This is a genomic window from Caldicoprobacter algeriensis, from assembly GCF_023838525.1.
Taxonomy (GTDB): Bacteria; Bacillota; Clostridia; order Caldicoprobacterales; family Caldicoprobacteraceae; genus Caldicoprobacter; species Caldicoprobacter algeriensis.
The window spans coordinates 94,329-108,280 of the sequence record NZ_JAHUQD010000001.1 but is presented as its reverse complement, the minus strand read 5'-3'; the positions used below and the strand labels follow the sequence as shown (position 1 = coordinate 108,280).

The following is a 13,952-nucleotide window of genomic DNA, read 5'->3' as shown; positions in this document are numbered from 1 at the left end:
GTAACATGGAACTGTATCGCGCTCATGTACTGGTCTGTGGAGGGACCGGATGTACATCATCGGGTTCTCCAGCTATTATAGATAAATTCAATGAAGAGCTTGAAAAGCATAACATAAAGAACGAGGTCAAGGTGGTAAGAACAGGGTGTTTTGGCTTATGCGAGGTGGGCCCTGTTGTAATTGTCTATCCCGAGGGTGCCTTTTACAGCCGTGTCAAGGTTGAGGACGTGCCTGAAATCGTTGAAGAGCACCTGGTAAAGGGAAGAATTGTAAAGCGGCTTTTGTATCACGACAGCGTAGCCCAGGATCAGACCATCAAATCGCTAGACGAAGTTGGATTTTATAAAAAGCAGATGAGGATAGCCCTGAGGAACTGCGGCGTCATTGACCCAGAAAATATAGAGGAGTACATTGCTCTGGACGGTTATAAAGCCCTGGGCAAGGTGCTTACCGAGATGACGCCCGAACAGGTAATAGAGACCGTCAAGGCATCGGGCTTGAGAGGAAGAGGCGGTGCTGGATTCCCGACGGGGCTCAAATGGGAGTTTACGCGAAAAGCGCCAGGGGATAAGAAGTATGTCTGCTGCAACGCTGACGAAGGTGACCCCGGTGCTTTCATGGATCGAAGCATCCTCGAGGGCGACCCGCACAGCGTCATCGAAGCCATGGCCATTGCGGGATATGCAGTAGGAGCTGATCAGGGGTATATTTACGTCCGTGCGGAATATCCAATAGCCGTTAAACGGCTGGCCATAGCCATAGCTCAGGCTAGGGAATACGGCTTGCTTGGCAAAGATATCTTCGGAACCGGTTTCAATTTCGACATAGAGCTGCGTTTGGGAGCAGGTGCATTTGTGTGCGGTGAAGAGACAGCTCTTATGGCTTCCATCGAAGGGAAAAGAGGCGAACCCAGGCCCAGGCCACCTTTCCCAGCAGTCAAAGGTGTATTCTCCAAGCCTACCCTTCTTAACAACGTCGAAACTTATGCCAACATTCCGCCTATCATCCTGAAGGGGCCCGAGTGGTTTAGCTCTATTGGGACGGAAAGGAGCAAGGGAACCAAGGTATTCGCACTGGGCGGGAAGATCAACAATACCGGGCTGGTGGAGGTGCCCATGGGGACAACCCTCCGCGAAATCGTATATGATATCGGCGGAGGAATTCCCGGAGGCAAGAAGTTTAAAGCGGCTCAAACGGGTGGCCCATCTGGCGGTTGTATACCGGCAGAGCACCTGGATACGCCCATCGATTATGAATCGCTCGTTCAAATCGGTTCCATGATGGGTTCGGGCGGCCTTATCATAATGGATGAGGATACCTGTATGGTTGATATCGCCAGGTTCTTCCTCGATTTTACAGTGAGTGAGTCGTGTGGAAAGTGCCCGCCCTGCCGTATCGGTACCAAGCGCATGCTGGAAATACTGGACAGGATAGTCAGCGGTAAAGGGCAGGAGGGGGATATAGAAAAGCTGGAGCTTCTTGCAAAGAACATCAAAGCTGCTGCTCTGTGCGGCCTGGGGCAAACGGCGCCCAACCCGGTGCTCAGCACCATACGCTATTTCAGGGACGAGTATGAAGCCCATATAAAGGAGAAGCGCTGTCCAGCAGGCGTTTGTCAGGCGCTGTTGCGTTACGTCATTATTCCCGAGCTGTGCAAAGGCTGCGGTCTGTGTGCTAGGAACTGTCCGGTGGGCGCTATATCCGGTGAGCGTAAGAAGCCTCACAGCATAAATCCGGATAAATGCATCAAGTGCGGCGTATGTATTGAGAAATGTCCGTTTAATGCTGTGAAAAAGCAGTAAGCGCATTTTGAGGAGAAAGGGAGTGAGAGTCATGGGAATGGTCAAAGTTACTATAGACGGTATCCAGGTGGAGGTTCCAGAAGGGAGCACTGTCCTGGAAGCTGCCCGTCTTGCCAATATAGATATACCCACCTTGTGTTATTTGAAGGGGATAAATGAAATCGGAGCGTGCAGGATGTGCGTTGTAGAAGTGAAGGGAGCCAGGGCCCTACAGGCCGCCTGTGTCTATCCCGTATCTGATGGGATGGAGATAAGAACGAACACGCCAGCTGTCCGCGAAGCCAGAAGGGTGAACCTGGAGCTCATTTTATCCAATCATGACCGGAACTGTTTAACATGCGTGCGCAACCAGAACTGTGAGCTTCAGGAGCTGGCGCAAAAGCTGGGCGTCAATGAGATACGATTTGAGGGAGAGCGCATCAATTATCCCTTGGATGATTTTTCGCCTTCAATAGTGCGGGACCCCAACAAGTGCATATTGTGCCGCCGCTGCGTATCGGTGTGTCGAAATGTGCAGGGCATAGGCGTAATCGGGGTAAGCGAGAGAGGCTTCGACACAATCATCTCGCCGGTATTTGGCATGAGCCTCAGGGATGTGCCCTGTATATATTGCGGTCAGTGTATTGAAGCTTGTCCCGTCGGTGCTCTCAGGGAAAAGGATGACACCGAGAGGGTGTGGGATGCGCTCAACAACCCCGACCTATTTGTGGTGGTACAGACGGCACCGGCGGTGCGCGTGGCCCTGGGCGAAGAGTTTGGCATGGAGATGGGCACCATCGTAAAGGGTAAAATGGTAGCGGCACTCAGGCGATTGGGATTCGATAAAGTGTTTGATACCGATTTTGGAGCCGACCTGACTATAATGGAAGAGGGGACCGAGCTGCTCAATAGGATCAAAAACGGCGGCAGGCTTCCTTTGATCACTTCCTGCAGCCCAGGTTGGGTCAAATACTGCGAGCACTATTTCCCAGAGTTTCTGGATAATCTGTCAACCTGCAAATCCCCTCATGAAATGGTGGGTGCTTTGATCAAGTCCTATTACGCCGAGAAGAACGGCATTGATCCTTCGAAGATATTTGTGGTTTCGGTGATGCCGTGTACCGCCAAGAAGTTTGAAGCCACGCGTCCCGAGCTCAGCGCTACAGGTTATCCCGATGTCGATGTTGTGCTGACCACCAGAGAGCTGGCACGGATGATCAAACAGGCAGGCATAGATTTTGTAAATCTCCCGGATGAGGAGTATGATCCCTTCTTTGGCGATTCCACCGGTGCCGGCGTCATATTTGGTGCAACCGGTGGCGTGATGGAGGCGGCCTTAAGGACGGTGGCTGAGATTGTAACCGGCAAGCCGTTGGACAACATCGAAATAACGGAAGTACGAGGGCTGGAAGGGGTAAAAGAAGCGGAGATTTCTTTGAGAGATATGACCATAAAAGCAGCGGTAGCCCATGGCACTGCCAACGCAAAAGCGCTTCTTGAAAAGGTAAAATCTGGTGAGAAGGAATATCACTTTATCGAAATAATGGGATGCCCTGGTGGATGCGTCAACGGAGGCGGTCAGCCAATAGTCAAGGCCAAGGACAGGATGGATGTGGATCCCAGGCAGGTAAGGGCGGCTGCCATCTATCAGGAAGACAGGAATCTGCCGCTCAGGAGGTCACATGAAAATCCATCGGTTAAGAGGTTGTATGAGGAGTATCTAGGCCAGCCCAATAGCCATAAAGCCCACCAGCTGTTGCATACCCACTATGTGCCGAGAAAGAAGTATTTATAATAATCTAATAAAACGGACTGAGCCAGTAAAGGAGCCCCTACTAGATCTATGGCAGGGGCTCCTTTTTCAATATAAAGCAGGCTTTTGTGCAATATATACAAATTTTGGGATTGAGTATAGCTTAAACGACACAATTTTTTGTATTGAGGTTGATTAATGTTATTTTCGTATTGACCAATATTATTTAATATAATAACATAATTTGTAGAGTAAACAAACGAATATGAAGGGAGTGTACACTTATGGCTTATTTTGAGAATATCAAGCCTATTACTTATGAAGGCCCTGATTCTAAGAATCCTCTCGCATTTAAGCATTATAATCCTTCCGAAGTTATTATGGGGAAAACGATGGAAGAACATTTGAGATTTGCGGTGGCTTACTGGCATACTTTTACCGGTAGCGGCGCGGATCCATTCGGGGAAAAGAACATGATTCGTCCCTGGGACAAGTATACAGGTATGGATTTGGCCAAGGCTAGAGTGGAAGCGGCTTTTGAGTTTTTCGAAAAGCTAAATGTTCCGTTTTTCTGTTTCCATGATCGCGATATTGCTCCCGAAGGTGATACCCTAGCGGAAACCAATAAGAATTTGGATGTAATAGTATCTATGATAAAAGAGTATATGAAGACGAGCAAAGTTAGGCTTTTGTGGAATACAGCCAATCTATTCAGTCATCCCAGATATGTACATGGGGCTGCTACATCTTGTAATGCCGATGTGTTTGCATATGCGGCGGCTCAGGTTAAGAAAAGCCTTGAAATTGCTGTAGAGCTGGGGGCTGAAAACTTCGTATTCTGGGGTGGCAGAGAAGGATATGAAACGCTTTTGAATACAGACATGAAATTGGAGCTTGACAATCTGGCTAGGTTCTTGCATATGGCGGTTGACTATGCCAAGGAAATCGGCTTTAAAGGGCAGTTTTTGATTGAGCCCAAACCCAAAGAACCCACAAAGCATCAGTATGACTTTGATGCGGCTACAACCATTGCATTTCTGCAGCATTACGGCCTGAAGGATTATTTCAAACTGAACATTGAGGCAAATCACGCTACGCTGGCTGGACACACCTTTGAGCACGAGTTAAGGGTCGCAAGCATATACGGTATGCTGGGTTCTATTGATGCAAACCAAGGGGATCTGCTTTTAGGCTGGGATACCGATGAGTTCCCCACTGATCTTTATATGACCACCCTGGCAATGTATGAGATACTAAAGGCAGGTGGGTTTACAACTGGTGGTGTCAATTTTGATGCTAAGGTAAGGCGTGGATCCTTTGAACCCGAGGATCTGTTCTATGGCCACATCGCAGGCATGGATGCCTATGCCATAGGTTTAAAGGTTGCGGCAAAGCTGATCGAGGATAAGGTGATAGACAAGTTTATAGAAGAGCGCTACAGCAGTTACAAGAGCGGTATCGGCCTGGATATTGTCAGCGGAAAAGCCAATTTCAGGACGTTAGAACAGTATGCAATGCAAAATCCCGTAATTAAAAACCGCTCCGGAAGACAAGAAGTGATAAAGACGTTGATTAATGAATATTTGTTTAATGTCAAATGATTTTGGATAATGCAAAGAAGGGCAGATGCGTTGTAGTGTAATCAAAATGAGGGAGGGACTGGGATGGCTGAAGCTCTGTATAAGGATAAAAACCAGTCGATTGAAAAGCGGGTTGAGGATCTGCTTTCGCGGATGACATTGGATGAGAAAATAGCCCAACTAAGTGCTGTATGGGTATATGAAGTGCTGGATGATACAAAATTTTCGCCCGATAAAGCTGCTTCCAAAATCGGACATGGTATTGGTCAGATTACGCGTATTGCGGGGGCCAGCAATTTGGACCCTGAGTCATGCGCCCAAATAGCAAATGAGATCCAGAAATATCTAATAGAAAATACCCGCCTTGGAATACCGGCCATTGTACATGAAGAGTCGTGCAGCGGTTTTATGGCAAAGGGAGCTACCTGTTTTCCTCAAACAATCGGTGTAGCAAGTACGTGGAACCCTGAACTGGCAAAGGCGATAGGAGAAGTGATAAGGACGCAGATGAAAGCAGCAGGGGCACATCAAGCTTTGGCGCCATTGCTGGATGTGACGCGGGACCCCAGATGGGGTAGAACAGAGGAGACTTTTGGAGAGGACCCTTATCTGGTGGCTCAAATGGGTATTGCGTATATTAATGGCCTGCAGGGGAATGGTTTGCATGATGGCATTATAGCTACGGGGAAACATTTTGTGGGCTATGGAATGTCAGAAGGCGGGATGAATTGGGCACCAGCGCATATTCCAGAACGAGAATTGCGCGAAGTATATTTGTTTGCTTTTGAAGCAGCTGTCAAAGAAGCCAAGCTGGCTTCAATCATGCCGGCTTATCATGAAATAGATGGAATACCATGTCACGCTTCAAGCCGATTGCTAAAGGATATATTGCGCGATGAATGGGGGTTTGAAGGTTTAGTAGTTTCCGATTATTTTGCTATCAACATGTTATATGAATATCATAAGCTTAATCCAGATAAGGTATTGGCGGCTAAAAAAGCGATTGAAGCGGGAGTGGATATAGAGCTTCCAAGCACCGATTGCTATGGCTTGCCTTTGAAGACTGCAGTTGAACGGGGTATTGTCTCTGAAGAAGTTATTAATAGGGTTGTGGCACGAATTTTAGAGCACAAGTTCAGGTTGGGATTATTCGAGAATCCGTACGTCGAGCCTTCTAAGACTAAAGCGGTGTTTGATATTCCGGAGCAGCGTCAGCTTGCGCGAAAAGTGGCGCAAGAGTCAATAGTTTTATTGAAGAATGAGAATAATCTCTTACCGTTAAGTAAAGATCTGCGTTCAATAGCAGTTATTGGCCCCAATGCCCACAATATTCGCCATATGATAGGGGACTATGCTTACCCCTGCCATATTGAGACATTGCAAAACATGGCTGATGCTTTTGATACAGCAAGACCGCAGCGTGTTGATTTGGCTGACAAAGAACTATTTGTGCCAATGGTCAGTATATTGGATGGGATAAAAGAGAAAGTGTCTGAAAATACTGAGGTTCTGTATGCAAAGGGTTGTGATGTACTAGGCGACGATACCAGCGGTTTTGTTGAGGCTGTTGAAGCGGCTAAGAAAGCTGATGTCGCTGTTGTGGTTGTTGGCGACAGGTCCGGTCTTTTACGTGGATGTACATCCGGTGAAGCCAGAGACAGAGCTGACTTGAATTTAACAGGCAAACAGGAAGAGCTTATAAAGGCGGTACATGCTACTGGGACACCGGTGGTAGTTGTACTGGTCAATGCGAGACCGCTTTCGATCACCTGGCTCCATGAGAATGTTCCTGCGATAGTTGAAGTATGGCTCCCTGGTGAGGAGGGTGGTCGAGCAGTCGCGGATGTGCTGTTTGGCGATTACAACCCGGGTGGCAAGCTACCGATTAGTTTTCCGCGCACGGTAGGACAGGTGCCGGTATACTATGCCCATAAGCCTTCGGGTGGACGCTCTCACTGGCTGGGTGACTATGTAGAGTGCAGCACAAAACCCCTGTATCCATTTGGTTATGGATTGAGCTATACCACTTTTGAGTACAGTAACCTGCAGATAACACCTCAGGATGTTGGTGTAAGCGGTGAGGTCCGCATACAGGTGGATGTGACCAACACGGGTAAAATGGCAGGGGATGAGGTGGTACAGCTGTATGTCCACGTTCCGGCACAAAATGTGACCAGGCCCGTGAAGGAGCTTAAGGGATTTAAGCGCGTCAATCTTGAGCCTGGTCAAACGAAAACCGTTGTATTTGAACTGCCAATTGCTTTGCTGGGATTTTATGATGAGAACATGGATTTCGTAGTGGAACCGGGTAAGGTTGATGTGTATGTTGGTAGTTCCTCCGAAGATATAAGGGCTACAGGGCAGTTCAATCTTGTAGGAGAGAAGCTGGTCATTGGGAATAACAAGAAGTTTACTACAAAGGTAACGGTGAACGATTAAAATCTTTATGTAAACTTTTGTGACTGGTAAATGTAACGCCTGTACATTTGTTTATGAAACCCAAAATGTACAGGCGCTAATTTTATTTACCTAGACGATGGGTACATACCTGATGTTTCCCTTTGAAACCACGCTTAATTTTCCAGCTAATAGCATCTCTAAGGCTGGTTCTTGCTGTTCCGCGACATATCGAGTACTTTTATAAATGAATACTTTAGCAAAGAAGTTTCTAGATGAAAAGTGAGATTGCACATCAAGTTCAAGTTTTTAACTTTCTAGGGGGTTATTAGCGAGATAGTACGGTCTGAAACAAAAAATTAATAAAAATATTAAACTTTATAAAATTAACACGAGAAAAAATTAAAATTATTAAAAAACATATTGAAAAAATTAATTTTGGTGATATAATGGTAATTGGATAGTAATATAAGAATTTTACTTGTAGGGGGATTAGCAGTTGCAAAACAATATCATAACAATATGCGCAGTGTGTGGTACCAAGTTAGAAGTAACAGAGTTGCATTGTTGCCGGTGTGACACAACATATAAAGGGCATTTTAAACTAGATAAGTTCAGCTATTTAACACCTGAGCAGAAATATTTCATCGAGGTATTTCTAAAATGCAGGGGGAACATCAAGGAAGTAGAGAAGGAACTTAACATTTCATACCCAACTGTTCGTAGCAAACTTGATGATGTTATTTGTAGTCTGGGCTACGATGTTGGTGGCAATGAAAAAAAGCAGACCAGCAAAAGAGAGGTTTTGGAGCTACTGAGCCAAGGGGTGATTACCTACGAAGAGGCAATAAAGATGATGAAGGAGAACAGTAAATAAATTAATAAAAGGATGGGATGGGCATGATGAAGGAAGAAATAAGAAAGATTTTAAAGATGGTAGAGGAGAAGAAGATTACTGCAGAGGAGGCCGAAAAACTTATTGATATGATTGAGCCAGAAAACACAGGTCTAACACAGTATGATTCAAGCGCAAATGGGAATTACGAGAAATTTTTGAGGGTTAAAGTGGTTGAAAACGGGGCTAATAAAGTGAATGTAAATATTCCGCTCTCATTAATTGAGGTGGGGTTAAAACTGGGGACACAGGTTGGGGCACAATTTGAGCCAAAATTGGAAGCTTTAAAGAATATTGATTTTAACGAGATTATACAGTCTATTAAAAATGGAGCACAAGGAAAGCTTGTCGAAATAGAAGATGATGAGACTTATGTAAGCGTTGTAGTTGAATAACGTCTGAATTGAGAAAAGTTTATTTGAGGATGATAGAAAATGGATGACATTGAGATTTTAGAGAAATTGGATAAAGGACAAATTGATTTTAATGAGGCTTTTACTTTGATGAAAAAGAATCGGGAAGCTGTAAATACTGCTAAGGGACATTTTTTAAAGATCAACATTAAGGATGGAGAACGATGTTTTCCTATAGTGATACCGTTGTTTTTGATTAAATCAGGTTTTTCATTGGGCAAAGCAATAGTTAGACTTATTCCAAAGGATAAGCAAAATGATAATTTGGAAAAGGTATACAAGATTTTGGAGAAAATAGAAAGCAGAGATATAAAGAGATTGGTTGATGCGTTAAGGCGGTGTAGATCATATCCTTTGGTTCGAGTAGAAAATGGCGATACTCTTGTGGATATAAGTGTTATATAATTTCCTCATCAAAGCGTCGTGTTTTGGAAAGATAGGGAGTGTAAATATTTTTGTGTATGGGAGCTTTTGGCTCCTTTCTGGTGTTGTTGGTTGTATCACTTTAACCTGGTAACAATATCTTTCGTACATTACTATTGTTACCTTTTTCTTTGTATTTTATGCATAAAATAGAATATTTTTGGTGATAATTTTTTATATTGGTGTAGTATGCCCTCCTCCTTCATCTGCAAAATTTCAAAAAACTTTCTACAAATGTCTTCTGTCATAAAAACCAATTTTTTACTGTTCTAAAAATGTTTTAGCGACTGCTCATATAACATAATCTTCTATTCGGCTCCCGTACATTATCAACAGTTGATTCAGTACCTGGTCCCAATTATGGTATCTCTGCGTCCATTTCTGCCTCCAGCATTTCTTGAAAGGATATCTTTAAAGGAGTCCTTCAAGAATTTCATAATCTCTTGAGAAGTTTGAAAATTGTTTTCCTTGATTATTTCTCTTAACAATTCTTTTGGTAGAACACTCATAATAAAACGCTCCTTTCTGATTTTATGTTGTTAATTTTATCCAGAAAGGAGCTCTTTCATTCATCCATACACAAAACTTTGGACAGTCTCGGCTCAAGTTTTATCGTTGCCAGAAAGAGCGCTTGTTTTTATAAATACTTTTTACCAAATATTAACAATTATGTATGAGTTACTTTTAATGTTTACTGTTTTTTGCGTCCCAAAGCTCTTCCGTTGTTGTTGCTGTTTTTGTAATTGATAGTTTTTACTGTATTCTGGATATTTTCTGCTTTTTGGGTGTTATTGTTACCCTGTCCATCATTATTTTCGTCTTTTATTTTATCGTTTTGGCTGTTTTGAGCATTATTACCATCATCAATATTCTCTTCTTCAACTTCCTGGACAGGCTGCTGTGCGTTTATTTCCTCATTTTCATTATTTTCCTCCCTGTTAGCATCTTCATCAAGGGGCTGTTGTTGGTCGGTTTCATCTGCTGCGTCATTGTTTTCCTGGTTTTCCTCTTCGTTATCCTGATTGTTTTGGTTGCGGACCCTGTTCCTTACAGCTGCTTTCTTTTGCGTTATTGCATCGTTTAGCTGTTCTTTAGCTTGGAGTTGAACAGCCTGCTTCTCTTCGACCAGCTTTTGCGCTTCCGCAATTTTTTCTTGGTCTCCAGTTTTCATGGCTTTTTTGAGCTGAACCTCTGCTTTTTTAAGTTCCTGCTTGGCGGTATTGTATCTGTGCCTTGCTTCTACCATTTTGGCTACAGCTTCTTTCTTTTGCGTCTGCATTTCTATTACTTTTTCTATTCTTTCCCTGGCCTGTTCCGGCAGTTTATCCTTTATAGCGTTTAAAACCCTTATGCCGTTTTCCTGCCTCAGCCTCAGCCTTACTTCTATGGTATTTGGCTCATTGTTTTCATTATTTGTAGAACCGTCCTCAGGAATATCCGTATTGCTGTTGCCTTCTTCGTCTGGAGTTTGTTGGCTATCTTGGTTTTCTAATCCCTCTTCCTGGGAGCTTTGTTCTGTTTCACTGCTTTCTGTGTTTTGTTTGGTATCGGTATTTTGTGCATCCTGCTGTTCATTTTGATCTGCCTCGTTGGAAGTGTTTTTGTCACTAGATTCAACTTTATTTTCGTTTTCTAGATTTTCTTGTGCTACCTTTTCTAATATTTGATATGCCTGCTCCATTTTTTGGCTGTATTCTTCTACAAGCTCCAATGCTTTTTCTTCGTCGCCTTTTTCAAGCATGACCTCGCTTTCACCAAGCCTTTCTTCGGCGACATCAGTAACTGCAACTGCCTTGTTTTCGTCTCCTATTGTGAAGAAGACTTTTAGATTATCCAGCGCAACATCAACGGGATAAAAGATGCTGTCGGGTGTTATCCCCGCTTTATCAGCATAAGAAACGACTTCATCTTCCTGGGCAAAACCAGGTATTGCCAGTCCCAGCATAAATATAAACGCTGATGCCAAAGCTAAACGTTTTCTCATTTGAAGACCCTCCCGTTTTTCATAGTTTATTTTTGCCTTTCGTCCATATATACGAATGCTGTATAATATTTTTGGGGGGTTATATTATCAAAAATAAAAAAAGTTTAACGCCACCGTTAAAAACGGAAATTGAATCGTATACATAATCGGGAGGGAAAATGAGCTTGAACAAGGATGTGATAAATGGCTCCCGCGATGAATTTATAGAAAACAATAAGGGGTTTATATACAGGACGGCGTGCAGCATATGCAAAAGAAAGCTGGATTTTGATAACGATGATGAATTATCAATAGCGATGATTGCCTTTAACAATGCTTGTGACAGCTATGATGAGAAGTATGGAAACTTTTTTTCATACGCTGCAGTGGTGATACGCAACGCTCTTATTGACTATTTTAGAAAGTCTAAAAATTCTCCTGTAGCTGTGTTTTCAGATGATAACCAGCTGGATTACATAGATTACAGGGTGTCTATGACGGATTATGAGTTGAAGTTAGAAAGTGAGTTGAGGACGCAGGAGATCAATGAACTGTCGGAAGAGCTAAAAGCATATGGGATTGATTTTGAATCGTTGGTTTCCTGCTCTCCAAAGCATAAGGATACCAGAGATGCCCTTTTAAATATAGCATTATATTGTGTAAGGGATACAGAGCTTCTTGACAGTATAAGGACTAAAAAAGCATTACCTGTAAAAGAACTTGTGGAAAGGCTTGGTATAAACAGAAAGATGCTAGAGAGGTGGAGAAAATACATAATTGCCCTGGTCATCATTCTTGCGGGGGATTATCCATATATCAAATCCTATTTAAATATCAAGGTAGGTGAAAAGGATTGAAACATGAGGGTATAGTGCTCAAGGTGAAAGGCACAACAGCGGTTATAGTTACTCCGGGTGGACAATTTGTAAAAGTGAGGGTTAAAGGGCGTCCTCCCGCAGTAGGAGAGTTGTATTGCGGAGAAGCGCTGGGGAGCAGCAAAACATTTATCAGATGTGTAGCCATGGCGGCAGCTGTGGCGCTGGTGCTGATCTCCTTTTCTGCGATAAAGCTTTATTACACGGCCTATGCCTCGGTTGTGGTGGATATAAACCCTTCCATAGAGCTTGTGATCAACCGATGGGAGAGGATAATAAAGGCTGTGCCGCTAAATGAGGATGGCGACAAAATCCTGTCGAGAATCGAGTTGACCAACGTTTCTTTGGATGCAGGGCTAAAAAGGATTGTCGATGAGTCAATAAAGCAGAAGTTTATAGATGGTGATCGTGCTGTGGATGGCAGCAGCATAAGTGTAAATATTTACTATATCGGCGATGGAAAGAAAGTTGACCTGTCGGGTTTTGAACGGTATCTTACCACGGTAAACGTAAAATACGAGATAAAACAGCAATCTGCTGAGAAGTATCGCCCTGAAATAAATAGCCGTGAGACAGGTGCTGCAGAGGAAAACATCAAGGGTGATGGTATTGGAAATCATAAAGGCAACATGGATGGTAAGACGGATGATGGTACTAAGCATGATGATGGGTATGATGAAAACCAGGAAAGAAAAAACAACAAAGAGGATGCACAGAATAAAGGTAATACGGGGGAAAACACAGAGAAAGGAAGTACTAGTCCAAAGGCAGATAAAAATTTAAACAACAGCAGTGCCGCTGATAAAGGAAACAGCGACAACAAAGGTGGTACAAACAACAAGAACAAAAAAGAAAACGGCAGCGACAAAACCGGCACAAATAACAGCAGCAATAAAGGAAACGATGACAGCGGCCAGAAGGGCCAAATTTACGGTAATAATAAAAAATTCCCTGTAGGGGGTAAGGATAAAAATCCTGGGAGGAATGAAAATGTCAATGAATACCATGAAACTAAAACGGAAAAGTTAAACAGAAATGCACGGGGAAACAATGCGAACCGCGGTAATCGGTCCGGCAAATAGGGAACTACAAATCCTGCGAAGGTCGGTGATGTTAAAGATACCGTAAGTAACGGGAGAAACAAGGATTAAGGTATTCAAATGACAGGATGTTTGTGGTACACTTTTAGTGTACTTTTTTTATACTAGTAAAATTAGAAGTTCAATTTAGAGTGTTTAAATTTGCAAAACTTGGGAGGCTTTTAAATGGAAGGCAGAATGGATACACAGGATAAGATCATAGCCACAGCTATAGACATGGTCGGGCGTCAGATTAATTTAGATTTTACCGTAAGGGAGATAGCCGAAAAGGCCAATGTAAACCTGGCATCGGTTAATTATTACTTTCGTTCAAAATATAATCTTCTCAATGAAGTTGAAAAGCATTTTGTCCTCGAAAGCCATCGCATATATGAGGAAGTGGCCCGCTTAAATGCCGGCCCCAGGGAAAAGATAAAATTCTGGGCCATGAAGACCATGGAACACATAATGGAATATCCAGGCATTATATATCTGATTGTTACCAAGTTGCTTCACCACAAGGGCAAAAACGTGGGAATCGTTGGATTGATTGATACTTTGGAACACAGCATTATGCCCCTCGTTAAGGAGTTGACGGGGGTCGCTGACGATTTTACGGCTTCGGTAAAGCTGATGCAGTTATTCTCAGGCGTTGTAGCACCTGTGCTTTTTTATTATGGAGCCGGGCGCACGTTTAATATAGACATGCGAAGCAGTAAGGACAGGGAAGCGTACGTTGAGTCGCTGATCGAAAGTATATTATAGACTTATGCCACACAGCCTGATCCTATTT

The 13,952-nt window shown here is 43.5% G+C and carries 11 protein-coding genes and 1 pseudogene; 10 read left to right on the top strand and 2 right to left on the bottom strand.

Annotated features, from left to right (window positions below):
• Window positions 1-5 precede the first annotated feature (5 nt).
• The 7 genes from nuoF to KVG29_RS00525 all read left to right on the top strand — a co-directional run bounded on the left by nuoF (window position 6) and on the right by KVG29_RS00525 (window position 9,224).
• On the top strand, window positions 6-1,802 hold the full coding sequence (gene nuoF, locus KVG29_RS00555) for an NADH-quinone oxidoreductase subunit NuoF (protein ID WP_252225682.1): 1,797 nt from the start codon (window positions 6-8) through the stop codon (window positions 1,800-1,802).
• 31 nt (window positions 1,803-1,833) lie between these two features.
• Window positions 1,834-3,576 (top strand): NADH-dependent [FeFe] hydrogenase, group A6, encoded by a 1,743-nt coding sequence (locus KVG29_RS00550; protein ID WP_252225681.1) that lies wholly within the window; start codon window positions 1,834-1,836, stop codon window positions 3,574-3,576.
• A 242-nt stretch (window positions 3,577-3,818) separates the two neighbouring features.
• A complete protein-coding gene (xylA, locus tag KVG29_RS00545) occupies window positions 3,819-5,135 on the top strand; it encodes a xylose isomerase (protein ID WP_252225680.1) in 1,317 nt (438 codons plus the stop codon).
• A gap of 63 nt (window positions 5,136-5,198) precedes the next feature.
• Complete coding sequence (locus KVG29_RS00540) at window positions 5,199-7,553, top strand: glycoside hydrolase family 3 N-terminal domain-containing protein (RefSeq protein ID WP_252225679.1); 2,355 nt, start codon at window positions 5,199-5,201, stop codon at window positions 7,551-7,553.
• A gap of 457 nt (window positions 7,554-8,010) precedes the next feature.
• A complete protein-coding gene (locus KVG29_RS00535; RefSeq protein ID WP_252225678.1) occupies window positions 8,011-8,388 on the top strand; it encodes a DUF2089 domain-containing protein in 378 nt (125 codons plus the stop codon).
• Between the two features lie 23 nt (window positions 8,389-8,411).
• Window positions 8,412-8,801, top strand: a complete 390-nt coding sequence (locus KVG29_RS00530; protein WP_252225677.1) for an SHOCT-like domain-containing protein — start codon at window positions 8,412-8,414, stop codon at window positions 8,799-8,801.
• Window positions 8,802-8,840: 39 nt separating this feature from the next.
• Window positions 8,841-9,224: a hypothetical protein gene (locus tag KVG29_RS00525; protein ID WP_252225676.1), complete on the top strand. Its 384-nt coding sequence runs from the start codon at window positions 8,841-8,843 to the stop codon at window positions 9,222-9,224.
• Between the two features lie 382 nt (window positions 9,225-9,606).
• On the opposite strand, the pseudogene KVG29_RS00520 reads toward KVG29_RS00525, so the two are convergent.
• Both KVG29_RS00520 and KVG29_RS00515 read right to left on the bottom strand, forming a co-directional pair.
• A pseudogene (locus tag KVG29_RS00520) lies at window positions 9,607-9,751 on the bottom strand (IS256 family transposase); the annotation flags it as partial.
• Window positions 9,752-9,933: 182 nt separating this feature from the next.
• Window positions 9,934-11,226 (bottom strand): DUF5667 domain-containing protein, encoded by a 1,293-nt coding sequence (locus KVG29_RS00515; protein WP_252225674.1) that lies wholly within the window; start codon window positions 11,224-11,226, stop codon window positions 9,934-9,936.
• A gap of 158 nt (window positions 11,227-11,384) precedes the next feature.
• Here KVG29_RS00515 and sigI point away from each other — a divergent pair, with 158 nt between their 5' ends.
• The 3 genes from sigI to KVG29_RS00500 all read left to right on the top strand — a co-directional run bounded on the left by sigI (window position 11,385) and on the right by KVG29_RS00500 (window position 13,924).
• Entirely contained in the window at window positions 11,385-12,062 is a 678-nt protein-coding gene (gene sigI, locus KVG29_RS00510; RefSeq protein WP_252225673.1) for an RNA polymerase sigma-I factor, read from the top strand.
• Window positions 12,059-13,162 (top strand): anti-sigma-I factor RsgI family protein, encoded by a 1,104-nt coding sequence (locus tag KVG29_RS00505; protein ID WP_252225672.1) that lies wholly within the window; start codon window positions 12,059-12,061, stop codon window positions 13,160-13,162. Before sigI ends, KVG29_RS00505 begins: the two co-directional genes overlap by 4 nt.
• A gap of 183 nt (window positions 13,163-13,345) precedes the next feature.
• On the top strand, window positions 13,346-13,924 hold the full coding sequence (locus KVG29_RS00500) for a TetR/AcrR family transcriptional regulator (RefSeq protein WP_252225671.1): 579 nt from the start codon (window positions 13,346-13,348) through the stop codon (window positions 13,922-13,924).
• Window positions 13,925-13,952 lie beyond the last annotated feature (28 nt).

Excerpts from the sequence above, each read along its gene's own strand:
- nuoF (WP_252225682.1), top strand. The coding sequence starts at position 6 with ATGGAACTGTATCGCGCTCATGTACTGGTCTGTGGAGGGACCGGATGT.
- KVG29_RS00550 (WP_252225681.1), top strand. The coding sequence starts at position 1,834 with ATGGGAATGGTCAAAGTTACTATAGACGGTATCCAGGTGGAGGTTCCA.
- xylA (WP_252225680.1), top strand. The coding sequence starts at position 3,819 with ATGGCTTATTTTGAGAATATCAAGCCTATTACTTATGAAGGCCCTGAT.
- KVG29_RS00540 (WP_252225679.1), top strand. The coding sequence starts at position 5,199 with ATGGCTGAAGCTCTGTATAAGGATAAAAACCAGTCGATTGAAAAGCGG.
- KVG29_RS00530 (WP_252225677.1), top strand. The coding sequence starts at position 8,412 with ATGATGAAGGAAGAAATAAGAAAGATTTTAAAGATGGTAGAGGAGAAG.
- KVG29_RS00525 (WP_252225676.1), top strand. The coding sequence starts at position 8,841 with ATGGATGACATTGAGATTTTAGAGAAATTGGATAAAGGACAAATTGAT.
- KVG29_RS00515 (WP_252225674.1), bottom strand. The coding sequence starts at position 11,226 with ATGAGAAAACGTTTAGCTTTGGCATCAGCGTTTATATTTATGCTGGGA.
- sigI (WP_252225673.1), top strand. The coding sequence starts at position 11,385 with ATGAGCTTGAACAAGGATGTGATAAATGGCTCCCGCGATGAATTTATA.
- KVG29_RS00500 (WP_252225671.1), top strand. The coding sequence starts at position 13,346 with ATGGAAGGCAGAATGGATACACAGGATAAGATCATAGCCACAGCTATA.